The 26,154-nt window shown below is 64.6% G+C and carries 28 protein-coding genes; 14 read left to right on the top strand and 14 right to left on the bottom strand.

Features of this window, described 5'->3' with window-relative positions; translation table 11 throughout:
* Positions 1 to 67: 67 nt before the first annotated feature.
* From LB516_RS14730 to LB516_RS14720, 3 genes are read left to right on the top strand one after another with little or no spacing between them, the layout of a single operon-like run.
* Positions 68 to 1,006, top strand: a complete 939-nt coding sequence (locus tag LB516_RS14730; protein ID WP_015316986.1) for an alpha/beta hydrolase — start codon at positions 68 to 70, stop codon at positions 1,004 to 1,006.
* Between the two features lie 2 nt (positions 1,007 to 1,008).
* Complete coding sequence (locus LB516_RS14725; RefSeq protein WP_224719823.1) at positions 1,009 to 1,686, top strand: dihydrofolate reductase family protein; 678 nt, start codon at positions 1,009 to 1,011, stop codon at positions 1,684 to 1,686.
* A complete protein-coding gene (locus LB516_RS14720; protein ID WP_224719822.1) occupies positions 1,578 to 2,534 on the top strand; it encodes a sigma-70 family RNA polymerase sigma factor in 957 nt (318 codons plus the stop codon). The genes LB516_RS14725 and LB516_RS14720 overlap by 109 nt, the downstream gene beginning before the upstream one ends.
* Here the strand turns inward: LB516_RS14720 and LB516_RS14715 are convergent.
* Complete coding sequence (locus tag LB516_RS14715; RefSeq protein ID WP_224719821.1) at positions 2,503 to 3,264, bottom strand: alpha/beta fold hydrolase; 762 nt, start codon at positions 3,262 to 3,264, stop codon at positions 2,503 to 2,505. The genes LB516_RS14720 and LB516_RS14715 overlap by 32 nt on opposite strands.
* A gap of 116 nt (positions 3,265 to 3,380) precedes the next feature.
* Positions 3,381 to 4,295, bottom strand: coding sequence for an alpha/beta fold hydrolase (locus LB516_RS14710; RefSeq protein WP_224719820.1), 915 nt, complete (start codon positions 4,293 to 4,295; stop codon positions 3,381 to 3,383).
* 121 nt (positions 4,296 to 4,416) lie between these two features.
* Here LB516_RS14710 and LB516_RS14705 point away from each other — a divergent pair, with 121 nt between their 5' ends.
* On the top strand, positions 4,417 to 5,349 hold the full coding sequence (locus LB516_RS14705; RefSeq protein ID WP_140716273.1) for a LysR family transcriptional regulator: 933 nt from the start codon (positions 4,417 to 4,419) through the stop codon (positions 5,347 to 5,349).
* Here the strand turns inward: LB516_RS14705 and LB516_RS14700 are convergent.
* The 5 genes from LB516_RS14700 to LB516_RS14680 form a co-directional block, all read right to left on the bottom strand.
* The gene (locus tag LB516_RS14700; RefSeq protein ID WP_224719819.1) at positions 5,327 to 6,070 is read right to left on the bottom strand and encodes a 2OG-Fe(II) oxygenase; all 744 of its coding nucleotides are present in this window, start codon (positions 6,068 to 6,070) and stop codon (positions 5,327 to 5,329) included. The two genes, LB516_RS14705 and LB516_RS14700, sit on opposite strands and share 23 nt — an antisense overlap.
* On the bottom strand, positions 6,067 to 6,615 hold the full coding sequence (locus LB516_RS14695; RefSeq protein WP_224719818.1) for a methylated-DNA--[protein]-cysteine S-methyltransferase: 549 nt from the start codon (positions 6,613 to 6,615) through the stop codon (positions 6,067 to 6,069). The genes LB516_RS14700 and LB516_RS14695 overlap by 4 nt, the downstream gene beginning before the upstream one ends.
* A gap of 123 nt (positions 6,616 to 6,738) precedes the next feature.
* Positions 6,739 to 6,957, bottom strand: a complete 219-nt coding sequence (locus LB516_RS14690; protein ID WP_224526894.1) for a hypothetical protein — start codon at positions 6,955 to 6,957, stop codon at positions 6,739 to 6,741.
* Positions 6,958 to 6,971: 14 nt separating this feature from the next.
* Positions 6,972 to 8,087, bottom strand: coding sequence for a bifunctional DNA-binding transcriptional regulator/O6-methylguanine-DNA methyltransferase Ada (gene ada, locus LB516_RS14685; RefSeq protein WP_224622651.1), 1,116 nt, complete (start codon positions 8,085 to 8,087; stop codon positions 6,972 to 6,974).
* A 133-nt stretch (positions 8,088 to 8,220) separates the two neighbouring features.
* Positions 8,221 to 8,913 (bottom strand): winged helix-turn-helix transcriptional regulator, encoded by a 693-nt coding sequence (locus tag LB516_RS14680; RefSeq protein ID WP_224583741.1) that lies wholly within the window; start codon positions 8,911 to 8,913, stop codon positions 8,221 to 8,223.
* Between the two features lie 175 nt (positions 8,914 to 9,088).
* Here LB516_RS14680 and LB516_RS14675 point away from each other — a divergent pair, with 175 nt between their 5' ends.
* A complete protein-coding gene (locus LB516_RS14675; protein ID WP_015316997.1) occupies positions 9,089 to 9,415 on the top strand; it encodes a DUF1330 domain-containing protein in 327 nt (108 codons plus the stop codon).
* A gap of 127 nt (positions 9,416 to 9,542) precedes the next feature.
* Complete coding sequence (locus LB516_RS14670; RefSeq protein ID WP_224719817.1) at positions 9,543 to 10,073, top strand: hypothetical protein; 531 nt, start codon at positions 9,543 to 9,545, stop codon at positions 10,071 to 10,073.
* Positions 10,074 to 10,134: 61 nt separating this feature from the next.
* Here LB516_RS14670 and LB516_RS14665 read toward each other — a convergent pair whose 3' ends face one another.
* On the bottom strand, positions 10,135 to 10,584 hold the full coding sequence (locus LB516_RS14665; protein ID WP_224719816.1) for an ester cyclase: 450 nt from the start codon (positions 10,582 to 10,584) through the stop codon (positions 10,135 to 10,137).
* Between the two features lie 229 nt (positions 10,585 to 10,813).
* Between LB516_RS14665 and LB516_RS14660 the strand changes: the two genes are divergently transcribed.
* On the top strand, positions 10,814 to 12,919 hold the full coding sequence (locus LB516_RS14660; RefSeq protein ID WP_140618034.1) for an EAL domain-containing protein: 2,106 nt from the start codon (positions 10,814 to 10,816) through the stop codon (positions 12,917 to 12,919).
* Between the two features lie 96 nt (positions 12,920 to 13,015).
* Here the strand turns inward: LB516_RS14660 and LB516_RS14655 are convergent, their stop codons facing one another.
* Positions 13,016 to 13,210: a hypothetical protein gene (locus LB516_RS14655; RefSeq protein ID WP_181173006.1), complete on the bottom strand. Its 195-nt coding sequence runs from the start codon at positions 13,208 to 13,210 to the stop codon at positions 13,016 to 13,018.
* 200 nt (positions 13,211 to 13,410) lie between these two features.
* Here LB516_RS14655 and LB516_RS14650 point away from each other — a divergent pair, with 200 nt between their 5' ends.
* The 3 genes from LB516_RS14650 to LB516_RS14640 all read left to right on the top strand — a co-directional run bounded on the left by LB516_RS14650 (position 13,411) and on the right by LB516_RS14640 (position 16,179).
* Positions 13,411 to 14,136 (top strand): 3-keto-5-aminohexanoate cleavage protein, encoded by a 726-nt coding sequence (locus LB516_RS14650; RefSeq protein WP_015317001.1) that lies wholly within the window; start codon positions 13,411 to 13,413, stop codon positions 14,134 to 14,136.
* Positions 14,137 to 14,262: 126 nt separating this feature from the next.
* The gene (locus LB516_RS14645; RefSeq protein ID WP_140618036.1) at positions 14,263 to 14,826 is read left to right on the top strand and encodes a cytochrome b; all 564 of its coding nucleotides are present in this window, start codon (positions 14,263 to 14,265) and stop codon (positions 14,824 to 14,826) included.
* A gap of 204 nt (positions 14,827 to 15,030) precedes the next feature.
* The gene (locus tag LB516_RS14640; RefSeq protein ID WP_015317003.1) at positions 15,031 to 16,179 is read left to right on the top strand and encodes a Fic family protein; all 1,149 of its coding nucleotides are present in this window, start codon (positions 15,031 to 15,033) and stop codon (positions 16,177 to 16,179) included.
* Positions 16,180 to 16,245: 66 nt separating this feature from the next.
* Here LB516_RS14640 and LB516_RS14635 read toward each other — a convergent pair whose 3' ends face one another.
* The 3 genes from LB516_RS14635 to LB516_RS14625 form a co-directional block, all read right to left on the bottom strand.
* On the bottom strand, positions 16,246 to 17,349 hold the full coding sequence (locus LB516_RS14635; protein ID WP_224719815.1) for a serine hydrolase domain-containing protein: 1,104 nt from the start codon (positions 17,347 to 17,349) through the stop codon (positions 16,246 to 16,248).
* A gap of 85 nt (positions 17,350 to 17,434) precedes the next feature.
* Complete coding sequence (locus tag LB516_RS14630; RefSeq protein WP_224719814.1) at positions 17,435 to 19,063, bottom strand: ABC transporter substrate-binding protein; 1,629 nt, start codon at positions 19,061 to 19,063, stop codon at positions 17,435 to 17,437.
* Positions 19,064 to 19,107: 44 nt separating this feature from the next.
* The gene (locus LB516_RS14625) at positions 19,108 to 20,241 is read right to left on the bottom strand and encodes an NAD(P)/FAD-dependent oxidoreductase (RefSeq protein ID WP_224719813.1); all 1,134 of its coding nucleotides are present in this window, start codon (positions 20,239 to 20,241) and stop codon (positions 19,108 to 19,110) included.
* Positions 20,242 to 20,372: 131 nt separating this feature from the next.
* Here LB516_RS14625 and LB516_RS14620 point away from each other — a divergent pair, with 131 nt between their 5' ends.
* The 3 genes from LB516_RS14620 to LB516_RS14610 all read left to right on the top strand — a co-directional run bounded on the left by LB516_RS14620 (position 20,373) and on the right by LB516_RS14610 (position 22,291).
* A complete protein-coding gene (locus LB516_RS14620) occupies positions 20,373 to 20,990 on the top strand; it encodes a helix-turn-helix domain-containing protein (protein ID WP_224642178.1) in 618 nt (205 codons plus the stop codon).
* 122 nt (positions 20,991 to 21,112) lie between these two features.
* A complete protein-coding gene (locus LB516_RS14615; protein WP_140824105.1) occupies positions 21,113 to 21,817 on the top strand; it encodes an SDR family oxidoreductase in 705 nt (234 codons plus the stop codon).
* A 186-nt stretch (positions 21,818 to 22,003) separates the two neighbouring features.
* Positions 22,004 to 22,291, top strand: a complete 288-nt coding sequence (locus tag LB516_RS14610) for a GIY-YIG nuclease family protein (RefSeq protein ID WP_041163796.1) — start codon at positions 22,004 to 22,006, stop codon at positions 22,289 to 22,291.
* Between the two features lie 193 nt (positions 22,292 to 22,484).
* On the opposite strand, the gene LB516_RS14605 is transcribed toward LB516_RS14610, so the two are convergent.
* Positions 22,485 to 23,753, bottom strand: coding sequence for a cytochrome-c peroxidase (locus LB516_RS14605; RefSeq protein WP_224719812.1), 1,269 nt, complete (start codon positions 23,751 to 23,753; stop codon positions 22,485 to 22,487).
* A 209-nt stretch (positions 23,754 to 23,962) separates the two neighbouring features.
* Here LB516_RS14605 and LB516_RS14600 point away from each other — a divergent pair, with 209 nt between their 5' ends.
* A complete protein-coding gene (locus LB516_RS14600; RefSeq protein ID WP_224719811.1) occupies positions 23,963 to 25,498 on the top strand; it encodes an acid phosphatase in 1,536 nt (511 codons plus the stop codon).
* A gap of 47 nt (positions 25,499 to 25,545) precedes the next feature.
* Here LB516_RS14600 and LB516_RS14595 read toward each other — a convergent pair whose 3' ends face one another.
* On the bottom strand, positions 25,546 to 26,142 hold the full coding sequence (locus LB516_RS14595) for a DUF922 domain-containing Zn-dependent protease (RefSeq protein ID WP_224622495.1): 597 nt from the start codon (positions 26,140 to 26,142) through the stop codon (positions 25,546 to 25,548).
* Between the last annotated feature and the right edge of the window lie 12 nt (positions 26,143 to 26,154).

The raw sequence follows: 26,154 nt of genomic DNA, 5'->3' as shown, positions 1-26,154 counted from the left end.
GCCTGCCCGTCCGTCTCTTGCCTGAAGGTCGCGCCGGACCGCGATCGGCCACCACGGAGAAACGGTCATGGCGAGCATGCAAAGTCAGGCAAACAGGAACCATTACGCCGCGCTCGCGGCCAATGCGGGCAAGTTGACCAGCCCGCAGGCGGTCATCGACTACAACGACGTCAATTGGACGGCGCTGACCGGCGAACCGGGCGGCGTCGATTATATCGAGGTCGATGCCGGCGGCGTGCCGGCGATGTGGATCGTGCCGAAGGGCGCCGACGAGCAGCGGGTGCTGTTTTACGCGCATGGCGGCGGCTTCATCGGCGGCTCGATCTACACGCACCGCAAGCTGGTCGGTCATCTCGCCAAGGCCATCGGCTGCCGGGCGCTGCTCTACGACTATCCGCTGGCGCACCAAGCGAAGCATCCGGCCCAGATCGAGGCCGCGACATCGGCCTGGGACTGGCTCGTCGACCAAGGCTTCGACCCCAAGCGGATCGTGATCGCCGGCGACTCCTGCGGCGCGGTGCCGACCTATGGCGTCCTGCAGCGGCTGCGCGCGCAAAGGCGGCCACTGCCAGTCGCCACGCTGATCATCTCCGGCTGGTTCGACATGGCATTGACCGGCGCCAGCTACGAGACCAACCGCGACAAGGACCCGGCCTTCGCCAGGGAAGCCGTCGACTGGCTGGCGGCCAATTTCATCGGCGATGCCGATCGGCGCGATCCCGAAGTCAGCCCGCTCTACGCCGACCTCTCCGGCTTTCCGCCCGTCTTCCTGCAAGTCGGCGCCGACGAGACGCTGGTCGACGAAAGCCGGATGTTCGCCGAGCGGGCGAGGCAGGCGGGCGTCGAGACGCGGCTCGACGTCTTTGACGGCATGCTCCACTCCTTCCAGATGATGGCAGGGCGGGCGCCGGAGGCCGATGACGCCATTGCCCGCTTCGCCGCCTGGGTGCGGCCGAGACTGGGGCTGCCGGCTCCCGGTGAGAAGACCAGCGAAAAGGCGGCGTGAGCATGCGGCGGCTGATCGTGTCGAGTTTCGTCTCGCTGGATGGCGTCATCGAGGCGCCGATGACGTGGGCGTCGCCATTCTTCGTCGGAGAGAATGTGGACCATGCCTTGCGGGCGCTTTCGAACGTCGAGTTCTTCCTGCTTGGCCGCGCCACCTACGAGATGTTCTTCGCGCGCTGGCCCGGGACCAAGGGTCCGTACATGGACCGCATCAACGGCCTGAAGAAGCTGGTCGCCTCGACGACGCTGAAGACGGTGTCGTGGAATGCCGCGCTGATCGAGGGCGACGTCGCCGAGGCGCTCGCGGCGCTGAAACGCCAGCCGGGGGGCGACATCCTGAAATATGGCGTGTCGCAGCTCGACCGCACCTTGCTTTCCACTGGGCTGGTGGACGAGTATCATCTGTCGATCGTGCCGACATGGGTCGGGCAGGGCAAGCGCGCCTTCGACGACGTCGGGCCGATCGATCTCGAACTGGTCGACATCAACCGTTTTGCCAATGGCGTGGTGACCCTGACCTATGTGCCGCGATTAACCAGCAGATCCGCAAATCCCCCGACACGGCACGAGGCATGCGGGTCTGGCCTGAGCCCGACCGCGTGTTCGACCTGCGCTATGCCGCGTTCCTGGAGACGGTTTCGCATCTGCGCGCCAGGCTGCATCGCTATTGCGCCCGCATGACCGGCTCGGCGCTGGATGGCGAGGACATCATGCAGGAGGCGCTGTTCGAGGCCTATCGCAAGATCGAGCTGCTCGACGATGCGCAGGCGCTGCGGCCGTGGCTTTTCCGCATCGCGCATAACAGGTGCATCGATTTCATCCGCAATCGCCGCACGCGGCACGCGGCAGAGGCCTTCTATGCCGACGACGACGTGGTGCAGCCGGTCGAGCCGGCCGGTCCGGGCGCCGGCCGCGCCATCGAGCGGTTGGTGGTGCATCTGCCACCGAAGGAGCGCGCCTGCGTGCTGCTCAAGGATGTCTTCGACCATTCGCTGGAGGAGATCGCCGAGATGGTCGGCTCGACACCGGGCGGCGTCAAATCGGCGCTCAATCGCGGCCGCGCCAAGCTCGCCGCTCTACCCGCGCAACCGGCCGCGGCGCCGCCACACGATCCCGAACTGGAGCGGCTGCTTGATCGCTATGTCGCGCTCTTCAACGCCAGGGACTGGGACGGCGTGCGGGCACTGACCAGCGCCGATGCACGCCTCCAGGTGTCGGACTGCTACAGCGGCTTGCTGTCGGGTTCGCCCTACTTCGTCGAATATGAGCGCAGCGAACTGCCCTGGCGCGTGCGGCCAGGCGCGTTCGAAGGGGAGATGGTGCTGGTCGTCGACAGGCAATATGGCGAGGTCTGGCGGCAGGCATATCTGGTCCGGATCGGCGCCACGGGCGGGGTGATCGACAGCATCAGCGACTATTATGCCTGCCCGTGGATCCTGGAGATGGCAAACGTGGAGGGGATCTATCCTGGCCTCCTCGCCGGTATCGTTTCCCTGCCTACTTCACCGAGTCCACCGCCGCCAGGATAACATCGGCGACTTCGCGGGGCTTGGCGAGCATGGCGACGTGGCTGGTCGGCAACTCGGTGACCTTGGCGCCGATCGCCTTCGCCATCGCGGCCTCGGCCGCCGGCGGGATCATTCCGTCGTGCCTGGCGACGATGTACCAGCTCGGCTTTGTCTCATACGCGGCCGCGGTGAGCTTTTCGTCGAAGATACCGGAGAAGGCTGGTCCCTGGGTGGCGGCGATCACCCCGATTTCCGCCGGCGGCAGGTCTTGCGCGAAATATTTGGCGACACCCTCGGCGCTCAACCTGAGATAGCCGCCGCTGTCGGGTTGCAGCGCGCTTGCCCAGGGCGGCGGCGGCTGACCCTTGCCAAGCTCGTTGATCGACACGCCCTTTGGCGGCGCGAAGGCGGCGACGTAGACCAGCGCCTTGACCTTGTCGTTCACGCCGGCCTGGCTGATGACGACGCCGGCCCAGGAGTGACCGACGAGAATGACCGGACCCGGCTGGGCATCAATGACGCGCATGGTTGCGTCGACATCGGCGGCAAGCGAGCTCAACGGATTTTGCACGGCCACCACATTGAGCCCCTTGGCCTCCAGCAAGGGAATGACCTTGCTCCAGCTCGATCCGTCGGCGAACGCGCCGTGCACCAGGACGACCGTTTTCTTCGGGACATCGGCGGCTGACGCCGGTGCTGTCGCCGCCAGGAGAACGGCGCTTCCAAGAGCCAGGAAATGCGTTAACGGCATAGAATGTCTCCCATTGTCGCGACGGGCCGCACCCTTGCTGGGCGCGATCCCGTTCGGCTTCATCGTTACAAAGGTCGGCCCTGACAGAGCCCGCGGTGGTCGCTGAAGCCGTGCTGTTACTTGGCGAGGAAGTCTGTAATCAGCGTGACGGTGGCGTCCGGGTTTTCCTCCATGATCCAATGGCCCGATGCAGGCACGATGGCTCCGGTCACGTCACTGGCGACCAACCGCAAGATGTCGGCCTGCGTCGTGCCGGCCGATTTTTCCGCACCCGCCGCGAGCACTGGCATGATCAGCTTGCCGCCCGTGGTGAGCATCGCCTGATTGTCGATCGCATCCTGGTCGAATGCCTTGAACTGCTCGAAGGCGTCGTGCATGGCATGTGGCCGGGCGTAAAGCTTGGCGTAGTGGACGCGCGTCGCCTCGTCGATCTTCTTGGGGTCGGCCGACAGTTCGTTGTAGAAGCGATCGAGGTAGATGCGCTCGCGGCCCGCCACCAGCCGTTCCATGTCGGGGCCGCGGAAGTTGAAATGCCACAGCAGCGGGCTCTGCTTGATCTTGTCCCAGTCGCCTATGCCCGGCAGCGGCGCGTCGATGACAACCCATTTGGTGATGCGCTTCGGATACTGCGCGGCCAGCGCATAGCCGACCATGTTGCCGATGTCATGGGTGACCAGGTCGGCCTTGTCGATCTTCAGCGCGTCCATCACGCCGGCGATGTCGACGGCTTGGTTCTTCTTCGTGTAGCCGTCGTCGGGATGCGCCGAAAGGCCCATGCCGCGCAGGTCCGGCACGATCACGGTGTGGTCCTTCATCAACGCTATCGCAGCCGGCGCCCACATGTCGCCGGTGTCGGCGAAACCATGCAGCAGCACGACCGCCGGCCCTTGTCCGCCGACACGGACGTTCAGGCTGGTGCCGTTGGTCTCGATCGTCTGCGTCTTGAAGCCGGCCGGAAACGCGACAACGCGCGCAGAGGCCGGAACACTCATGGCCAGCAGACCAAGGACGACAACGAACGGACGAAACATGCTGCACTCTCCGAAGCTTTTGTTCTGTGACCGCGGTATCGCGGCTTGTACAATTATGGCACCATGTCCTTGATTTCGTTAGGTGGCTGTCGCCTGACGGTGAATTTGGGAAAGCCGAACAATGCTGAAGCTCGAATCGGCCGCCGCGTTTGTCGCCGTAGCGGAATCCGGTTCGATCAGCGAAGCGGCCAGGCGCATGAGCCTGTCGAAATCCGTCATCAGCGAGCGACTGTCGGAACTGGAGCGCGGCCTCGGCACAAAGCTGCTGGACCGCACTACCCGCAAACTCTCCATCACCGAGGCGGGACGAGGTTTTTACGAGCGCGCCAAGCGCATCATGCAGGAGGTGGCCGATGCCCGCGCCGAAATCGCCGAGCGCCGCGGCGAACTCGCCGGGCCGCTCAGGATATCGGCGCCGACCAGTTTCGGCATCCTCCATCTCGGCCCGGCGCTATATGGCTTCCTGGCCAAGCACCCGGGAATTGAACTGACGCTCGATCTCGAGGATCGTTTCGTCAGCATGGTGGCCGATGGCTACGATGCCATTGTGCGTCATGGGCCGGTCGTCGAAGATGGACCTGTCATCGTCAAGAAGCTGGCTTCCAGCCGTCGCTTCCTGGTGGCCTCGCCGGATTATACCGAGCAATTCGGGTTGCCCGTGACCATCGATGACTTGAAGCGCCACAAGGGCATCATCTATTCCATCCGAGGTGCCGCCGACTGGCGGTTCAAGATTTCGCGGCGGCTGGTGACGATCCGCCCGGAAACCGCGCTGCGCGTCAACAATGGGATTTTGATGCGCGACGCCGCGCTTGCCGGCCTGGGGCTGGCGCTGCTCCCCGCCTACTTCATCCGCACCGAGATCGCCGACAAGCGATTGACGGTCGTCGATGTGGGTGCGGAGCCTGAAGGAGCCACCATCTATATCGCTTGTCCCGAGGATCGGCGCGGATCCGCCAAACTGCGCGCACTTACCGCATGGCTGCGCAACGCTTTCGGCGATCCGCCCTATTGGGAGCATGAGCCGGCGCTCACTTCGCATCGTGAAAAATGATGCCGACCGTGTGGCGCATGCCGGAGCGCAGGCGGCTGACGCCGTGGCGCAGGTTGACGCGGTAATTGCCCTTCGTGCCCTGCACCGGCCGGTTGTGGACCGCGAAAGCCACCGCATCGCCCTGGCGCAAGGGCACCACTTCGACCCGGCTCTGCATGCGCGGCCGCTGTTCGGTCAGGGCGAATTCGCCGCCGGTGAAATCCTCGCCCGGTTCGGAAAGCAGGATCGCCACCTGCAGCGGGAAGGCAAGGTCGCCATAGAGGTCCTGGTGCAGGCAGTTGAAGTCGCCGGGCACATATTGCAGCAAAAGCGGCGTCGGCCTGACCTGACCGGCGGCATGGCACTGGTCGAGAAACGCGCCATGCGTGGCGGGGTAGCGCATGGCGATCCCCATGCGCTCGTTCCAGCGGTTGGCGACCGCGGCCAGCCTAGGATAGAGCGCGCCGCGCAGGCCGCCGACCAGATCGGGCAAGGGATAGCGGAAATAACGGTATTCGCCCTTGCCGAAACCGTGCCTGGCCATGTGGATGTGGCTGCGGAAATGTTGCTCCTGGGGATAGAGGCCGGCGAGTTGCCGGCACTCATCGGCCGAGAGCAGCTTTTCCATCACCGCGCAGCCGAAGCTGTCGAGCTCGGTGGCGAGCGCCGGCCAGTCATAGGCGGCGATGCGTGTCTCGGCGGCTGCGACCAGCGATGGCGCGACCCTGGCGTCGGCGTTCATATCGCGGCCTCCCTTTCCAGCAAGGCGCGCTTGCGCTCGATGCCCCAGCGGTAGCCGGACAGCGAGCCGTCGGCGCGCAACACCCGGTGGCAAGGAATGCCGAGCGCGATGACGTTGGCGGCACAGGCCGTCGCCACGGCGCGGGCGCCGTCCGGCATGCCGAGGCGCCGGGCTAGGGCGGTGTAAGTGACGGTGGCACCGCATGGGATGGCGCGCAGCGCCTCCCACACGCGCTGCTGGAAGGGCGTGCCGTTGCGCATGTCGAGCGGCAGGTCGAGACCGGCGCCGGGCGTTTCGATAACGCGCGCTATCGCCGCGAGATCATCGCGCAGGCCGGCCGCGTCTTCGAGCAGCACCCTGCCGGGGAAGCGGTTGGCGAGGTCCTGCCGCAACGTGCCGGCGTCGGAGCCGATGAGGATGGCGCAGACGCCGATGGGGCCGCGCGCCGCCAGGATGTTTCCAAGCGCGGACTGGCCGATGGCATAGGTGATGGTGTCAAGGACGCTGGCGGTTGTAGCCTGCATATCGGTTTGCATGTGGTTCATTGCCTTCACTCCTGTCTATGCCTTGACCCTAACGAACTGGCCGGTGCCGCTCACTCCGATGCTTGCTTTCAAATTCAAATCCAGGGGGCTGAACGGCGAAAGCAGGTGCGGTTTTGGACCACCTCAAGCGACACGGGTGACGCCGACCTCGTCCAGCAAAAAAACTTCGCCTGATATCAGCCGCAGCTCGAACTCGCCGGTCGTCGTGCGGCTCCACTCGGCCTTGCCATCCTCGACAAGCGTGCCGATGACGGCCAACACCAGCGCCTTCGCGTCCTCCAGGCTGACGGCAGCGCCGTTGGCGACCTGACCGTTCGCACCGGTGGTGGAAGAACTGGCCATCGCGCGCATTGCCGTCAGGCCCGCGAGGACCGCGAGGCATTGTCCGCAGCATCGCCGGCCTCGCGGTCGAGCAGCGCGCGTTTGCGCTCGGCGCCCCAGGCATAGCCCGACAGGACGCCATCCTTCCTGATCACACGGTGGCAAGGGATGGCGACCGCGAGGGCGTTGGCGGCGCAGGCGGCGGCGACGGCGCGGGTTGCGTTCGGCGCGCCGATACGCCCCGCGATATCGGCGTAGGAGACGGTGCGGCCGGCCGGGATATCCCGCAGAGCTTGCCAGACACGCTGCTGGAAGGCGGTGCCGCGCACGTCGAGCGGCAGGTCGAGACCGAGCGCCGGCGCCTCGACGAGGCCAACGACGCGGGCCACCAGCGCCTCGTAGTCGCTGTCGCCACCGACCAGCCGCGCCTTGGGGAAACGGTCCTGCAGGTCGCGCACCAGCGCGTCGGGGTCCTGGCCGAGCAGGATCGAGGCGACGCCTTTCCGGCTCGATGCGACCAGGATGGTGCCGAGCGAGGTTTCGCCGACGGCGAAGCGGATCTCTTCGTTGGCGCCGCCGGCGCGATAGCGCGTCGGCGTCATGCCGAGCATGCCGGTCGATTTCTCGTAGAAGCGCCCGCTCGAATTGAAGCCCGCATCGTAGATCGCCGATGTCACGCTGACGCCGTTTTCCAAGCCCTGGCGGACCCGGGCGGCACGCCGGGCCGCTGCATAATCCTTCGGCGTCAGCCCGGTGACCGCCTTGAAAATGCGGTGGAAATAGCCGGGGCTGCGGCCGGCGGCATCGGCCAGTTCGATCAGCGACGGTTCAACCTCGCTCTGCCCGATCCTGCGGCAGGCATCGGCGATCATCGCGGCGTTGGCGACCTCGAGCGAAGGGCCGTCCGGATTGCAGCGCCGGCATGGGCGAAAGCCTGTCGCCCTCGCCGCCTGTAAAGTGTCGTGCAACTGGACATTGGCTGGGTTGGCGCGCCGCGACGGACAGGAGGGCCGGCAATAAACCCCCGTCGTCGCCACCGAATACCAGAATGCGCCGTCGGCCGACTTGTCGCGGGCGACAATGCGCGCCCAGCGTGGATCGTCGGCCAGCAGCGGCGCGGGTTGCAGATGTTTGGCCAGAGCGATGAACATGGCTGGCATTGAAGCCGCCAGAAGCCAGCCCCGCCACCCGTTTCCTGCCAACTGTCAGGAGGCGCACGCGTGATTGGAACCGGGATGTTGCATGTGAGCGCAGCCGAGACGCCTGCACAGACGGGACCGGCTCCTACGCCGCGCGTTTGGGTTCCACCGCGAACGGGCTCAGCCCCAGCCAGGCCTGCATCTTCCTGCCGATGGCCTGGTCGCCGGTCAGGACGACCTTCGGGCCGGCCTTCTCGACGGTGAGCACTCCCATCCAGATCGCCGTCATCGTGTGCAGGTCGGTCGAGACATAGAGGTCGACGTCGAAGCCCGGATCGTACCAGCACAGGTCGACTTCACCGTGCTTTTCGACGATCAGCCACCAGGAGCGTTTGGAGGCGGGGAGTTCCTGATACAGAAATTGTATGACCGTGCGTCCCTCGGGCAGCGGCGAGGGGTTCAAATTGCGCCGCATGTCCCACATCAGCAGCGACGGATCGAGGTTCTTGAGGGACAGCCGGGACTCGACCCATTTCTGCCCCCAGAAGCCCATCGCCTCGACGACCGGGCGCAAATCGCGGCCGGCTTCCGTCAGCCGATAGTCGAAAATTCCTTTTTCTCCCGGGACCTCCTTGCGCTCGACGATCCCCGCCAGCTCGAGCTCCTTAAGCCGTTGCGACAGAAGGGTCGGCGACATTTTGGGCACGCCGCGGCGCAAGTCGTTGAAACGGGTCGAACCGGCCACAAGCTCACGCATCAGCACCATCGTCCAGCGGGTGCACAGCACCTCGGCGGCCATCGATAGCGGGCAGAACTGTTTGTATCCGTGCTGGGTCATGACCGTGCCTCTCCCTAGAACCTGTGGGCAACATTAGTCCTTCGTGATTGAAGCGGCGAGTACAGAAACTGTACCGGCCTAGTACAGATCGCGGACTGGTCGGCTCGGGTCCCGCCATGCGAGCCCTCTGGACGGTTGCACGGATATCCCTGTGCGCCGCAACCAGGAGACGACAATGACTGCTTACGTTATCGCCGACATCAAGATGAAGGACCCGAAATGGGTGCCGGCCTATGCCGCCTCGGTGCACGACCTCGTCCACAAGCATGGCGGCAAATATCTGTCGCGCAGCGGCAATGTGAAGACGCTCGAAGGCAAGCCGCTCGACACCACGCTGATCGCCCTGATGGCGTTCCCGTCGGAAGCAGCGGCGCGCGCCTTCACCACCGATCCGGCCTACGCGCCTTTCGTTTCGGCCCGCCAGGGCGGCAGCGACAGCCGTTTCCAGCTGATCGACGACACCGATCTGGCCGGAACGATCCCGTATCTGCCGAAGGGATGATCCCTCCCGGCATTCCTTGCACCGTATCCGGGATCACCAAGCAACAACAGCCACGGCGCTTGCCTGCCGGGCCTCCGTATTTTCGGCGGCCGGCCCGCTGTGCTTTTTCAAGAAGAATGGAACAAACATGATAAGCGATTTTCGCAACGGGCTTTTCGTGGCAGGGGCCATTCTGGCCGCCTGCACCACCTTTGCCCAGGCGCATCAGGAGGCGGCTGAAACCGCGTCCGGTGCCAATCCGCTGGCCGAAAAGGTGCGGGCCGCCAACAGCCGGTTTCTCGATGTCAACGCCGCGACGGCGGAAGGCTATGCGCCCATTCCCTGCGCCAGCGGCATCACCGGCGGCGCCATGGGCATCCACTATGTCAATGGCGGGTACCTGAAGGACGACAAGATCGACATCGCCCGTCCCGAAGCGGTGATGTACGAGCCGATGGCCGACGGCACCTTGAAGCTGGTGGCGGTCGAATACATCACCTCGAAGGGGCCGGCGTCGCTCGAGGGACAGCTGTTCAACTTCAACAGCGCGCCCAATCGCTATGGCCTGGGTGAGTTCTACGAACTGCATGTCTGGGCCTGGAAAGGCAACCCGACCGGCACGTTTGCCGACATGAATCCGAAAGTGTCGTGCGAACACGCGATGGCGCCGAGCCAGTAAGCGGCATAGCCAGGCGGCGGCAATGCCGCCTGGCCCCCACCTCGGTTCTGCGTGAGATTTCTCAGGCGGGCTTGATGAGGCCGAGCTGGGTGAGGGCGGTGACGCCGTCGTCGAGACCGATTTCCTCGACGATCCTGCCGTCGATCACCTTGAGCACCGTGGTGCCGGTGAAGCGCATCGTGCGGCCGGTGGCGGCGGGCAGCGAACCGATGAGAAAATCGCCGAAGGCCGGGCCGGTATGCGTGCCGCCGCCCTCCCATTGGCCGACGACATAGTCGCCCTCGGCGATGAGATTGGCGGTCGCCCAGAAGTTGAGATCCGGGAAGGCTGCACGAAAATCGGTCATGAAGGCCTTGATGTCGTCGCGCCCGCGGCGCGGCTCGTGCAGCGAGTATTTGAGCAGCATATCGGGGGCCGCGACGGCGTCGACGACGGAGAGGTCGCAGGTTTCACCCCAGAAGTCGGTGAACCATCTGATGACAACGGCCTTGTTGTCTTCCTGCTTGGTCATTGGGAGGTCCTTTTCCTGTCTTGCTTCGTGATCACCGGACTGGCTGGTGAACACGGCCATTCCTATGACCAATCGAGCCGGGCCAAACTCCGGTTCTTGCCGGCCAATCGAAAGGCTGATGCCAAGATTGTCGCTGGGAGCGTGGACATCCCCCCTTCCGCGGCCCGGTAACGGTTTCTTTTCTGGTTTTGCCGCAGATTGCCGCGGGGCGGGGGTGGCGGAACGGGCGATGGCGGGTCAGGATAAGAAAAGTCGCAGCGGAGCGTTCTGGGCCAAGGCCCTGGAGCGCGCCCATCTTGGCGTCTGGGACTGGGATCTCAGCACCGGCGACTGCTTCTATTCGGCGACCTGGGCCCGGATGCTGGGTTACGAGGACGGCGAACTCGCCAATACCAGTGACCTGTGGCTGCAGCTCACCCATCCCGACGACCGGGAACGGGCGCAGGCCAGCGGCGACCGCCACATTGCCGGGCTGACCGACGCCATCGAGACCGAACTCAGGCTCAAGCACAAGCAGGGCCACTGGGTTTGGGTGCTCGACCGAGGCGGCATCGTCGAGAGCGACGCCGACGGGAAGCCGCTCAGGCTGATGGGCGTGCAGACCGACATCTCCAAGCAGAAGGCGGCCGAAGCCGCGCTCGAACAGGTCAATATCCGCTTTCGCCTGGCGCTCGCCGCCAGCGGCACCGGCATCTGGCACTACGACATCGCTACCAACAAGAGCTATTGGGACGCGCGCACAAGAGAGATATTCGGCCTCGTCGCAGTGACCGACGAGGTGACGGCCGATCTCTGGCACAGCTACCTGCATCCCGACGATAAGGACGCCGCCGAACGCGCCCACAGGGTGCCATTGGGAACCGACGGCGTCATCGCCGCGCAGTACCGCATTATCAAGCGCGACGGCCAGATCCGCCATGTCGAATCGCTGCTGCGCTTCATCGCCGCCGCCGGTGCCACCGGCCAGGTGCTGGGCACCGTGCGCGACATCACCGAGGACAAGCTGCGCGAACAGGAGCTTGCCTTCGCCGCCCGCCACGACGCGCTGACCGGCCTTTGGAACCGCGCCGCCTTCGACCGTCTGCTCGCCCACCATATCGCCACGGCCGTGCCGCTGGCGGTGTTCTATGTCGACCTCGACTACTTCAAGGCCCTCAACGATTTCGCCGGCCATGCCGCGGGCGATCTGGCGCTGAAGAGCGTCGCGGCGGGTATCGGCCGCTGCCTGCCGCCATCGGCGCATGCGGCGCGGCTCGGCGGCGACGAGTTCGCCCTGATGGTGCCCGATTGCGACGCCGTGCAAGCCGAAGGTCTGGCCGGCGCCATCCTGGCGGCCGTGCGCGACGCCGATCTCGGCCTTGCCGCGACGTCGCGCCGGCTGGCGGCCAGCATCGGCATCACCGTCGTCCGCGACCGTGCCACCACGGTTGCCGACGCGCTGGCCTGCGCAGACGATGCCTGCTACGCGGCCAAGGCCGCCGGGCGCGATCGCTTCGCGCTGTTTTCGACCGATGCCGTCTCCGGTTCGGCCGGCCTCAATGCGGCGCGGCTCGCCGCCGACACGGTCGACGCCATGGATGACGGCAGGCTGAAATTGTTCGGCCAGCAGATCCACCGGCTGGGCAGGCCCTGGGAAGAGAGCCGCCATGTCGAGGTGCTGGCGCGGCTTGCCGGACAGGGCGGCCGGCTGATCCCGCCCGGCGAGTTCATTCCGGCGGCGGAGCGCTTCGGCGTTGCCGCGCGGCTCGACCGCTGGATCATCCGCACCGCCCTGTCTCGGCACGGCGCGGCGATGAAATCCGGCGCGATCACGCTCGGCTTCAACCTGTCGGCGCAGACGCTGAGCGACCCAGGACTGTGGGACTTTGTCGACCGGGTCATCGAGGAGACCGGGGCGCCGCATTCCGGCATCGGCTTCGAGATCACCGAAACCGCCGCCGTCACCAATTTCGACGCCGCCGAGGCATTCGTGCGCAAGGCGCGCGAGCGGCGCTGCCGGGTCAGCCTCGACGATTTCGGCGCCGGCATGAGTTCGTTCGAATATCTCAGGCGCTTTCCGGTCGACGCCATCAAGATCGACGGCTCCTTCATCGAGCACGTCACCGAAAGCCGCTTCGACCGCGAGATCGTGCTGGCCATCACCAGCATTGCCCGCAGCCTCGGCTGCGCCGTGGTGGGCGAGAAGATCGAGCGGCAGGACACGGTAGCCATGCTGGCCGATATGGGCGTCGAGTTCGGTCAGGGTTTTCTGCTGCACCGGCCCGAACCGCTGGAGCGGGTCGTGGCGCAATCGGCGCGAATGGCCGGTGCCGCGTCGAGACGCAAGGCGTCCTGAGAGATCAAATGCATGTCGCTCCAAAAGCGGCCCGGAGCGACATGCGTGAAGACGAAGATTTGATCCGCGCGGGCTGAACAACGCCACGCGTGCTGTTCAGCCGAGTCGGCGCACCGATGCTCGCGGAAATTCCAGCACCCCGGGTTCCGGCTTCCTGTGTTGTGCTTCCGCTACCATCTCGATCAACAGGTCGAGGGCCTCGCATGTGGCGCGGCTCGTCTCGTCATTGCCGCGCAGATAGTGGTAGGCGCGTTCGAGATGGAGACGGGCGGCTGAAAAATCGCTGGTCAATGGTTCCCTCCATGATCCCGCCCTAATGGATATTGGCCGGCTTGGCGCAAGGTGGGGTAAATATCCACAGGCGCCTTTTATTCAAATGCGGCGAACGCCGTGCTGCTGGCGGCGCCATCGTGTCAGGAGTGACGGCCCTGCCGGCTTTGCGCGGTTTGGCGGCTTGTCTAGACTGCGCTCTTTTGCCCGAGGTGAAATCGATGATCGTCCAAGCCTGCATCAACGGCGCGCGTTCGCGCGATTTCCATCCCAGGCTGCCGCTGACGGCAAAGGCAATGGCCGGCGATGCGGCTTCCTGCGTCGCCGCCGGTGCCGCCGAACTGCACATCCATCCGCGCGGCGCCGACGGGCGCGAAAGCCTGGCGGCGGCGGATGCGACGGTCCTTGCCGTGCGCCAGGCCTGTCCGGGCACATTGATCGGCGTGTCGACCGGCGCCTGGATCGAGAACGATGTGGCGCGCACCCGCGCGGCGATCGCCGCCTGGCGGGAACTGCCCGACTATGCCTCGGTCAATCTTTCAGAAACCGACGCGCCCGCCGTGATGGAGTTGTTGCGCAAGCAGGGCGTCGGCATCGAGGCGGGGCTGGCCACGACGGAAGATGCCGAGCGCTTCGTGACGCTCGCCGATCACGGCCGCGTACTGCGCATCCTGATCGAGATCGACATACCGGACCTGCCTGCAGCCCTCGACGAGGCGCACGGCATCGCCGCCATTCTCGAACGCGCAGGCGTGCGGCGGCAGATCCTGCTGCACGGCGTCGACGGCACGGTCTGGCCGTTCGTGGACCTTGCGCGGCAAAAGCGCTGGTCGACACGGGTCGGGCTGGAGGACGGCAAGACACTCGCCGATGGAACGGTGGCGAGGGACAATGCCGAGATCGTGGCCGCGGCCGCCGCGAATTTCCACTCCACGAGTATGAGCTGAACCTTGTCGGGCCGCGCGCCGGCGAACTCGGCGATGCCATTCGCTCGGGCAAGGCGATTGAGGAACAGCTGAAATAAGGCCACATTCGCGGGCGAGGAGAGATGTCCAACGTTTCGGAGCTCTCGCATGTCATTGTCCGGCACGACAACCCGCTATGGGCGCCTCGCCCAGGCATTTCATTGGCTGACGGCATTGCTGGTGCTCATTGCCTTCCTGGTCTCGGCGGGCGGTCCGCCGGAGCGGGTCTATTCAGCGGCCAGGGCGTCGACGCTGCTGCTGCACGAGTCGCTCGGCTTCACCGTTTTCTGCTTGCTGGTCGTTCGCCTGATCTGGCGCCGGTTCGACCGCATTCCCGATGCCCCGGCCATGCCGTCCTGGATGGAGGTCGCCTCGAAGGCAACGCATTGGGCGCTTTATGCGCTGCTGTTCGCCGTTCCGGCGACAGCCATGATCGGCGCCTTGTTCGGCGGCCACCCGGTCACTGTCTATGGGCTGGGAGCTATCGGTCCGTTTTCCGGCAGCTGGGGCGCGCCGCTGGCGGAGATTCACGGCACGCTCGGCGACGTCATGATGTGGATCGCCGGCCTGCACGCGGCCGCCGCCATCTTCCACCATTTCTTCCTTCGCGACCGGGTGCTGAGCCAGATGCTGCCGGGCCTGCCCGATCCATCGTCGCGGCAGGGCGGCTGAACGCGGTCAGTCGAGAATGATGCGGATCGCCCGATCGACGACCGGGTGCAGGCCGCTGGCCCGTCGAAGCCGCAATACGGAAGTTTCTGAAATAGCCGAACCCTTATTTCAGAAACCTGGTGAGAAATTGAAATAGCTTTTGGAAGTTGGTCGAATCTGACATAACGATTTTCTTATTGTAGAAATCGTGGACGTTTCTGAAATATGGATTTGTCGTCTTACAAGGCGGGGCAGTACGAAAAGCGGTTGGAACATCGCAGCTTCGTGCCGACCTCGATCAATCATCCCTGGATCGTCTCCGACCCGAACATCATAGAGGTGCTTGGCCGCGCCGATCGAGCATTGGGTGAATTGAATGCGTTCGCACAACTCGTTCCCGACATCGATTTTTTCATCAGCATGTATGTTGCGAAGGAAGCAACCCAGTCCAGCCGGATCGAAGGCACCCACACCAATATCGAGGACGCTTTCAAGCAGATCGAAGATTTGTCTCCTGAGGCACGCGACGACTGGGAGGAGGTGCAGAACTATATCCAAGCGATCAATAGCGCCATTACCAGCCTGGAGCGCCTGCCTTTCTCCAACAGGCTACTGAAGGAAACTCACGCCATCCTCATGCAGGGGGTGCGCGGCGACACCAAGCAACCCGGCGAATTTCGAACCAGTCAGAACTGGATTGGCGTGAGTCTAAGAAACGCGGTCTTCGTGCCCCCGCATCACGAGCATGTTCCCGAGCTCATGAGCGATATGGAAAAATTCATCCATGCCGACAGCCTGCGCGTACCGCCACTCATCCGCATTGCGATCGCCCACTATCAATTCGAAACCATCCATCCGTTCCTGGATGGCAACGGGCGGCTGGGCCGCCTGATGATTTCGCTTTACCTCGCCTCGCAGGGGCTTCTTGTCAAACCCGCGCTCTATCTGTCCGACTATTTCGAGCGCAACAAGACAGCGTATATCGATCACCTCATGGCCGTACGCGAGGGCAACCATATGCGCGACTGGCTGATTTTCTTTCTCCACGGAGTTGAAGAGACAGCGCGTGCGTCTGCTGACGTGTTCCGCAAAATTCTGGTGCTTAAAGAGCGGATAGAACGGGAAACGCTGCCGCGCTTCAGCCATCGCCGTCAAGGAAACGCGCAACAACTTGTAAGACATCTCTACAGGCAACCATTGGTCGACGTGAAGGGTGTCACCATTCTGTTGGACACGACGACAAACACGGCTACGTCATTGATTGCCGATCTCATAAGCCACGGCGTTCTAATCGAAGTCACCGGCCAAAGACGCAATCGGTTTTTCGTGTTCGAACGATACCTCCAGCTCTTCGAGAGGCGCAGAGATGGCTGACGTCCGCGCATAGATCGCGTGAGGCCCTCTGACGGCAGCAGTTCGATTTCCTACCCCTCCCTAAGATCACAGCCGCAAGATTGTCGCGATCGCTTGATCCACCACCGGATGCATGCCGCTCGCCTGGAAGGAGAGGCGATTGCCGGAGCCGACATTGCTGGTCATGGCGATGGTGAGGTCCGTCTCGGGATCGTGCAGCATGACGGCGACATAGCCCGGAATGCTGCCCTGATGCCCGTAGAAGGCGCGGTCCGCATAGGTGCTCTGGAACATGCCCGCGCCCGTCTCGCGCATGCGGGTGCCGGGGAAACTCGCCGGCACGCGGTGTTCGAACATCTCGGCGAAGACCGGCGGCGACAACAGTCCGCCGGAGAACAGGCCGCGCATGAAGCCCACCATGTCTGACGGCGTCGACACCATGTCGCCGCAGCCATAGGCGGCGCCGAAGGGGAAGGAGTCGGAGGAATCCTGCAGTTCATTGGAGTAGGGCAGCACGCCGTCCATTTGCCACATCTCGCCGCCCGAGGCGATGTCGGTGGGCGCGTTCGGCGCCCGCGGCGGCCGGTGGTAATAGCCGCGCACCATCGATTTATCGGGGAAGGCCTCGGTCGCCGGCGACCAGGTGTTGTTCAGGCCGAGTGGCTCAAGGACCGCGCTTCTGACATAGGCGCCCAGCTTCTGGCCGGTGACGGCCTCGATCACCATGCCGGCCAGGACATAGCCGGTGTTGTTGTAGACGGCCGGTCCGCCCGGTGGCTTCTGTCTGTCGGAGGCGAAGGCGATGTCGACCAGCTGTTGCGGCGTCCATTGCCGGCTCGGGTCCATCGGAATGTAATATTCGAATTCCGGCAGGCCGCTGCGATGGTTGACCAGCTGGCGTACCGAAATGGTTTTGGCGCCAGGCAGGTCCGGGAACCAGGAGGCGATCGGCGCGCCGAGGTCGAGCTTGCCGGTCTCGGCGAGCTTGACCAGGGCCGCGGCGACGAAGGTCTTGGTGCAGCTGCCGATCTTGAACAGCTGGTCCGACGTGACGGGCGTGCCCAGCGCGCGATCGGCGAGGCCTGATGTGAGGGCGGTTGGTGTGGTGTCACCCCTGGCATAGGCGAGCGACGCACCCACCGCGCCATCGGCGATGTAGGTGGCGAGAAGAGCGTTCAGGTCTTTTGGCATGGTGGTCTCGCTTTTTGTGGATCGCTGGGTCTTCGCAAAATCGGCCGCGTAGCGGCCGGATGAGGGGCACCCGGCGCGACAAGCCTCACTCCGCAATATCGACGGCGGCGAAATTCTGCCGGCCGAAGGGGTCGAGCACGTAATTCAGCACGCTCTTGCGGATCGGGATCGCCACCATCGAATGGGCGATCGGCGCCACCGGCACCTCGGCCTTCAGGATGGCCTGCGCCTTTCCATAGATCGCGGCGCGTTCCTTCGGGTCGGCGGCAACGCGGCCCTCGTCGAGCAGCTTCTCGAAATCCTTGTCGCACCAGCGCGAGCGGTTGGAGCCGCCCTTCACGCCGTCGCAGGAGAGCAGATAGCTCAGCATGTTGTCGGGATCGCCATTGTCGCTGCTGCCGCCGAGCAGGAAGGCGTCCTGTTCGCCCGCCGCGGTGCGCTTGAGGTATTCGCCCCATTCGAAGCTGACGATCTCCGTGTGCACGCCGATCTTCGCCCAGTCGGCCTGGATCATCTCGGCCATGCGCTTGGCGTTGGGGTTGTAGGGGCGCGACACCGGCATCGCCCACAGGCTGATCTTGAGGCCGCTTTCGTGGCCCGCTTCCTTGAGCAGTTTCTTGGCGCCATCGGGATCGTAGTCGATGCCGGCATCGGTGACGGCGCCGAGCTGCGCCGGCGGCACGACGCTGCCGGCCACCGTGCCGGCGCCGGCGTAGACCGCATCGACGATCGCCTTGCGGTCGACGGCCTTGGCCAGTGCCGTGCGCACGCGCACGTCGCCCAGCGGCTGGTGCTCGACATTGAAGCCGAGGATGCCGATGTTCTGGCCCTTGAGATCGAGAACCGTGATGTCGGGATCGCTGCGCAGGTCGGCGACGGCACTTGGCGGCGGCGGCGCGGCGACCTGGCATTCATTGGCCTTGATGCGCTCGACGCGGGTGGTCGGCTCGGGCGTGACGGCGAAGACCAGCGTGTCGATCTTCGGCGCGCCGCGCCAGTAATCCTTGTTGGCGGCGTAGCGGACCTGGCTGTCGGGCACATAGGCCTCAAGCACGAACGGGCCGGTGCCGACCGGCATGCTGTCGATCAGCTCCGGCGTGCCGGCCGCGACCATCTTTTCGGTCTGCTCCAGCGACAGGATGGAGAGATAGTCGAGTGCCAGCCCGGCCAGGAATGTGACGTTGGGAGCCGTCAGCGTGAAGCGCACGGTGTAGTCGTCGACCTTGTCGATTCTGTCGATCAGCGTGCCCATGCCCAGCGCGTTGAAGTACTCGTAAGAGCCGCCGCCAAGCTTGTGATAGGGATTGTTGGCGTCGCGCTGGCGATTGAAGGTGTAGAGCACGTCGTCCGCGTCGAAGTCGCGCGTGGGCGAAAAATGCTCGTTCGACTGAAACTTCACGCCGTGCCTGAGATGGAAAGTGTAGGCCTTGCCATCCGACGAGACATCCCAGCTTTCGGCGAGCGCCGGCCCGACCTCGGTCGTGCCCGGCTTGAACTCGACCAGCCGGTTGAAAATCGTCTTGGCGGCGGCGTCCATGGTGGAATCGGCGATGCCGATCGCCGGGTTGAAGGTCTCGGGATTGGCTTCCGAGCAATAGACCAGCGTCTTGGCGTAGGCCTGTCCGCCGACAAGGACGGATGAGGCCAGAACGGACGTGGCCAGGAGGGACGTGGCCAGAAGGGACGTGGCAAGCACCGCGCGCAGAGATTTCATCGCAAACGCTCCTGATGACACATTCGGGGTTGAGGGAAGGAACTTCATGGCGTCGTCGCCGGGGTAAGGAAGCGATCGGGCGCCAGCGCCCCAGCGGTGACGCCGAGTGCGGTGACGTCGTTGGGCAGGGGCTCGCCGCGCATCAGCGCCGCGCTCAGCCTGGCCAGCGTCAGCGACACCTGAAAACCGTAGCCACCTTGGCCGCCGAGCCAGAAGAAGCCGGGCAGGCGCGGGTCGAAGCCGGCGACCGGCGTGCGGTCGGGAGCGAAGGTACGCAGGCCCGCCCACGGCGTCGACGGGCGGCCGATGCGCATAGACGTCGCCTGTTCGATGCGGTCGACGGCGATGGCGACGTCGATATCCTCGGGATACGCATCGCAAGGCTCGGAATCCGTCTCGTCGGCGAGCGAACCGATCAATCTGCCGGCATCGGGCTTGAAGTAGAACTGCTCGTGCAGATCGACCACCAGCGGCCAGCCGGCGATGTCCAACCCGGCGGGCGGATCGAACAGGAAGGCGGTGCGCCGTTTCGGCTGGAAGCCGAGGCCCGGGAGCCCCACCATGCCGGCGACGACATCGACCCAGGCGCCGGCGGCGTTGACGATGATGTCAGCCGAGTAGACGCCGGCGCTTGTTTCAACCCTAAAAGCGCTGCCGTCGCGTGAGATGGCGCGGACCTCCTCGCCGGTGCGGATGGTGCCGCCGCCGGCTTTGAGCTTGGACGCGCAGGTCGCAAGCATCTTGTCCGTGTCGACATCCACCGCGTCCGGCTCATAGACGCCGCCGCATGTGGCTTGCTGGGCAATGACCGGAACCAGCGCGTGGAGCTCGGCCGCCGAGAGGCGGCGCACTGACGGCACCAGCGCCTGCAAATCACGAGCCAGCTTGTCGATGGCGGCATCGTCACCGGTCCATCCGACATGCAGCGCGCCACGCCGGTGGGCGACGAAACCGCCCTCGACGATTGCCTGCCGGCTGGCCAGCGTCAGCCCGCGCACGAGGCGGTTGCCATAGGTCTCGGTGAACAGAGCGGCGGAGCGTCCGCTGGCGTGGTAGCCAAGATGCGGCTCGCGCTCGATGACGGTGACTTCGGCCGAGGCCGCCACCTCGGCGGCAAGTGAGAGGCCGGCAATGCCGCCGCCGATGACGACAATCTTTTGGAAGGACTTTGACTGCATTCATCAGTCGTAAAAATATTTTCGTATCCAGTCAATATTTAGCGTATAAGAAAATTTCGGTGTTGTTGATGGCTGCGGGGAGTTCGACTACCTAGGGTGGAGCGGCGCGATTCCGCGCCTTGGAGCTGGCAATGTCGGAGCAACCCAATCTCGGTGATTGTCTGCGGGCTTTGAGAAAAACCCATGGCTGGACCTTGCAGGAGGTCAGCGCGCTCACCGGCGTCGCGGTGTCGACGCTGTCCAAGGTCGAGAACGACCAAATGTCGCTGACCTACGACAAGCTGCTGCAGATCTGCGAGGGGCTCGGCATCCATGTGACGGAACTGCTCAGCGGCGACCGCAAGCAGCCGGCAGCGCGCACCCGCCGTTCGGTGACCTCGCAGTCCAACACGCTGCGCCAGCTGACCCGAAATTATGACTACCGGTATCTCGCCACCGACCTGGTGCGCAAGCGCATGGTGCCGATCCACGCCTATGCGCGCGCCCGCACGCCGCAAGAGTTCGGCCCGCTGACCAGGCATGCCGGCGAGGAATTCCTGATCGTGCTCAAGGGCGAGATCGAGCTGCACACCGACCAGTACGCGCCGGTGCGGCTGAAAGCGGGCGAGAGCGTCTACATCGATTCCACCATGGGCCACGCCTATCTGTCGGTGGGCGAGGGCGACGCCGAGATGCTGTGCGTCTGCTCCGGCGACGAGCCCGACATGGAAGGCACGCTGTTGAACGAGCTGGAGACGGTGGAAGGATAGGGCGCAGCTCACCGCGCAAGTTTTCTGCAGCTCGATTCAGGCTTTCTCGTTCGAACTGCGCGGCGAAACCGGCTATAGGACCGCTGAAACCGTAGCTCTCGCCAATCTGAAAAGGAAATCCGATGAGTGTAGAAAAGACAGCCGTCATCGTGGCCGGCGGCAGCGGCATGGGGGCGGCGGCGGCCAAGCGGCTGGCGGCGGATGGTTTCAAGGTCGCCATCCTGTCCTCGTCCGGCAAGGGCGAGGCGCTGGCCAAGGAGCTTGGCGGGCTCGGCGTCACCGGCTCCAACCAGTCGAACGACGATCTGCAGCGGCTCGCCGACCTCACCCTGGAGCGCTATGGCCGCATCGACGTGCTGGTCAACAGCGGCGGCCATGGGCCGCGCGCGCCGATCCTGGAGATCACGGACGAGCAGTGGCACACCGGCATGGACGTCTACCTGATGAACGTCATCCGGCCGGTGCGCATCGTGGCGCCGCAGATGGTCAAGCAGAAGGGCGGCGCCATCATCAACATCTCGACGGCCTGGGTGGCGGAACCGAACGCGATGTTCCCGACCTCGGCCGTGTTCCGCGCCGGCCTTGCCGCCTACACCAAGATTTTCGCCAACACCTTCGCGGCCGACAATGTGCGCATGAACAATGTGCTGCCCGGCTGGATCGACAGCCTGCCCGCCACCGAAGAGCGCCGCGACAACGTGCCGATGCAGCGCTACGGCACCTCAGAGGAGATCGCCGCGACGATCGCGTTTTTGGCGTCGGACGGGGCAGGGTATATTACCGGGCAGAATATCCGCGTGGATGGGGGTGTGATCCGGGCGCTGTGAGGGGCGGCTGGCGGCGATCCCATACCTCTCAGATTAGCCGATGCCCTCCCTCCCTTCGTCATCCTAGGGCGTAGCAAGGAGCGAAGCGACGCCACGCAGAACCCTAGGATCCATGCCGCGACGTGGGCCGAAAAAATACGGCGAACGAGGATAGTCCCCGGACGGGTTGGCGGTTACCGTCAACGCATGACCGGCTATGTTTACATGACCGCGAGCCAGAAGGGCGGCACCATCTACATCGGTGTCACCAACGATCTCGGTCGCCGCATGCCGGAGCACAAATCCGGCGAAGGTTCGCGCTTCACCAGGCGCTACGGTGTGCAGCGGTTGGTCTGGTACGAGGAACATTTCGACATTCGTGACGCCATTCAACGCGAGAAATCGCTGAAGCGCTGGTCGCGACAATGGAAGATCGAACTGATCGAGAAGACCAATCCGGAATGGTTCGAGCTGTTTCGCGGAACAGGTTGGTAGCGGTTTGATGCGTTTCGTCGGAGTTTGGAGCCAGGTTCGGCACCGTTTTGTCCGTCGCAAGCGTCGCGGCATGGATCCTAGGGTCTGCGCCGCGTCGCTTCGCTCCTTGCTCCGCCCTAGGATGACGAAGCGAGGGAGGGCTTCGGATTAGTCGCCAGGTCAACTAGCGACCCCTATGGCGTGGCTTCCCAGTTCACTGCGACCGCTTCGCCGCCTGATCCGCATCCGTCAGCGTCTGCAGAAACGCCACGATATCGTCGATCTCGGCATCGTTGAGCGCCGGCTTGTCGCCGGGTTTCTTGCCGTCGAAGGGCGGGTCTTGATTCAAGTTCGGCCAGTAAGCCTTTGGCAAATCGTCATATTTGTCGACCGTGCCGTAAGCGTTTTTCGGGTACCAGCGGCCGGGGTCGGTGTCGCGGCTGGCGTAGAAGGCCACCGCTTCGCGCAGCGTGTGGAAATATCCGTTGTGGAAGAAGCTCTTGCGCAGCGCCACGTTGCGCAGGCTCGGTGTCTTGAACAGGCCGCAATAGTCGGTGCGGCCACGGAAATCGGTGCGCAGCGGGCCGCACAGGCCGAGATCGACATAGGCCGGGTCGGCGTTGGCCGGGATGGCCGGATTGCGCGGCACGGCGATGGCGATCAGGCCGAAATCGGTGAATTGCGGCGGCTCGCCGTCATTGGCCGGTTCGCTGAGGTGGCAGGAGGCGCAATTGCCTTTCGCCTCGTCCTCGAACAGGGCGCGGCCATGCAGTTCCCGCGCCGATAGCGTCGCCTTGCCGGCGAGGAAGGCGTCGTAGCGGCTGGAATAGGGGTAGAAGTCGACCGCGCTCTGCTCGAACGTGCCAAGCGCCTCGGCGGCGGCGTCGAAGGCATCGTCCGGGCGGTCGAAGACATCGTTGCCGAAGGTTGCCTTGAAGTCATCGGCATAGGCTGACTTGCGCAAGGCGGCGGAGACCGCCACGGCATCCTTGTTTGCCATCTCGAAGGGCGAGAGCAGGGGGATTTTCGCCTGGTCCACACCGTGATCGGCGCGGCCGTCCCAGGTCAGACCGCCGGTCGGGCCATTGTCGACGCTCTCGTCGCCCTCGTCCTCGGAATCGTGGAAATGCTCGGTGAAGGCGGGCGCGGCCTGGATGTAGCGCAGCGACGGTACCGCGCGCACGCCGGACTGGTCGAGGTTCGGGCCGCCCATCTCGACGGGAGCTGCCGAGGCCGGACCGAAGGCATGGCGTGGATCGTGGCAGGAGGAACAGGCCTGTTTTCCCGAAGCCGAGAGCGCCGGGTCGAAGAACATCTTTCGCCCCAAGGCAGTCAGCGCCTCGGCGCGCGCGAAGGTTTGCGCACGCGATAGCGGACCGGGATGGACGCCGTCCGGCCCCGCCGTATTCGGGGGTGCGGCAAAGCCAAAGGTCGAGATCGCGGCACTCGCGATCACCAGGCTTTTCCATCGTCTCGTCATCATGGGGCACGGTCCGCTTTGGCCCGGAAATAAGAACGCAGTGCAACGGATTGATGACCGGTCCCAGTGCTCACGAAACCGTGTTCGCCGCGGCGGCGGATGTCACAAAGGTGACAAGGCCTCCACGTTAGCTGCCCATGGTTCCCGCGCCGTAGCCCCATAGCCCATAGCCCTATAGCCCCATAGCCACAGTCAAGCCACGAGGTCTTCCCATGACGAGGCTCAAGTTCCTCACTTCCTTCTGTCTGGCCGGTTCGGCCTTGTTTCCCCTTGCGGCCGCCAATGCCGCACCTCCCGGCTTCGACAAGATCGACACCGTCGTCGTCATTTATGCAGAGAACCGCAGCTTCGATAATCTTTATGGTGGCTTCCCCGGCGCCAATGGACTGGCCAATGTCTCGGCCGACCAGGCGCGCCAGCTCGACCGCGACGGCAAGCCGCTGACCGAACTGCCGCCGGCCTGGGGCGGGCTGACCGGAAAGGGCGTCACGCCCGTGGTGACGGAGGCGCAGACCGCGCATCTTGCCAACGCGGCCTTCGCCATCGACGATCCCAAGGGCTTCAACGAAGGCACCAATGTCATCACCCACGATTTGTGGCACCGTTTCTACCAGGAGCAGATGCAGATCGACGGCGGCAAGAACGATAAATTCGTCGCCTGGGCCGATTCCGGCGGGCTGGTCATGGGCCATTATGACGGCTCGAGCCTGCCGATGTGGCAGGTGGCGAAGAAATATGTGCTGGCCGACAATTTCTTCCAGGGCGCCTTTGGCGGCTCCTTCCTCAACCATTTCCAGCTCGCCTGCGCCTGCGCGCCGTTCTATCCGCATGCCGGCACCAGTCCGATCAAGGGCCAGATCGCGGTGGTCGAGGCCGACGGCACGACCTTGAAGGTGGCCGACAATTCGCCGCCGTCGGCGCTGGGCGGTGTGCCGAAATTCGTCAATGACGGCGCCATCACGCCCGATTTTTACGCCGTCAACACCATGCAGCCGCCTTACGAGCCGAGCGCCAACAAGCCTGCCGAGGGCGGTGACAAGGCGCTGGCCGATCCGGCCGCGCCCACCACGCTGCCGCCGCAGCACGACATCACCATCGGCGATCTCCTGTCGCTGAAGGGGGTCGACTGGGCCTGGTACGCCGGCGCCTGGCAGGCGACCCTCGACGGCAAGAACGCCACGCCGGTGCCGAACTTCCAGTTCCACCACCAGCCGTTCAACTATTTCGCCGCCTACGCGCCCGGCACGGCAGCGCGCACCGAGCATCTCAGGGATGGCGGCCTGGATGGCGCCGAGTTCATCAAGGCGATCGACGACGGCAAGCTGCCGCAGGTCGCCTTCTACAAGCCGCAGGGCAATCTCAACGAGCACTCAGGCTATGCCGACGTGACATCGGGCGACCGGCATCTGGCCGACCTCGTCGCGCATCTGGAGAAGAGCCCGCAATGGAGCCACATGCTGGTCGTCGTCACCTATGACGAGAATGGCGGCTTCTGGGATCACGTCGCGCCGCCCAAGGCCGACCGCTGGGGCCCGGGCAACCGCATCCCGGCCTTCATCGTCTCGCCCTATGCCAGGATGGGCACGGTCGACCACACGCAATACGATACGACATCGATCCTGCGCTTCATCACCGCGCGCTACGATCTGCCGGTGCTGACGGGCATCGTCGCCCGCGACAAGGCGCTGGCCGCCAATGGCGAGCCGCCGATGGGGGATCTGTCAGCCGCGCTTGATCTCAGCCGCTAGGGCGGAGCGAACCGCGAATACGCCGCCGCGCCGCGAGGCGCGGTGGCTCAGCCGCCATTGACCAGGGCAAGAATGAGCTTTTGCAGATTGCCGCCCTGGCCGAGTTCGATGCGGTCGAAATCGCGGCTTGCCTGCCGCTGCGCCTGCGAAAGGGCGGACAGGCGTTTGGTCATCTCGACCCGGATCTTGCTGCATTTGGGATCGTCGGGAACGGTGAGGCCGACCGTCGCCGCCTCGATCTTGCGCGCCATGTCGACAATGGTCGCGCCATGCACCTTTTCGTGGGCGCTGACGCCTGCGAGGAAAACCTCCCAGTTCTTCTGGATGGCGGACGGCAGCGGCGAGGAGGGGCTGGGCAAGGTGTAGGTGATGATGAGCTTTGGCTTGGCCGAGACCAGCACGCAGGCTCCGGCACGCGGCTGATAATCCCTGGTCCAGGTCAGCTTGAAATTGGTGTGAGCAATGGCGCGGGTAATGCCGACATTCGGCCCGTTCTCGCCGATCGACCGGTAGAGCTCGAGCCCGGACTGGCCTGAAATGGCGTAGGTCTCGACCTTCTCGACAGGCTTCCACTCGGCATGCGCCGCAAGCGGCAAGGCCACCAGGGCGGCGGTCGGAAGATACAGGCGAACACAGGCTCTCAACACTGCTCTCTC

Source organism: Mesorhizobium sp. CO1-1-7, assembly GCF_020164885.1.
Taxonomy (GTDB): Bacteria; Pseudomonadota; Alphaproteobacteria; order Rhizobiales; family Rhizobiaceae; genus Mesorhizobium; species Mesorhizobium australicum.
Note: the sequence above shows the minus strand (reverse complement) of the source record. Positions and strands in the feature narration are given on the sequence as shown.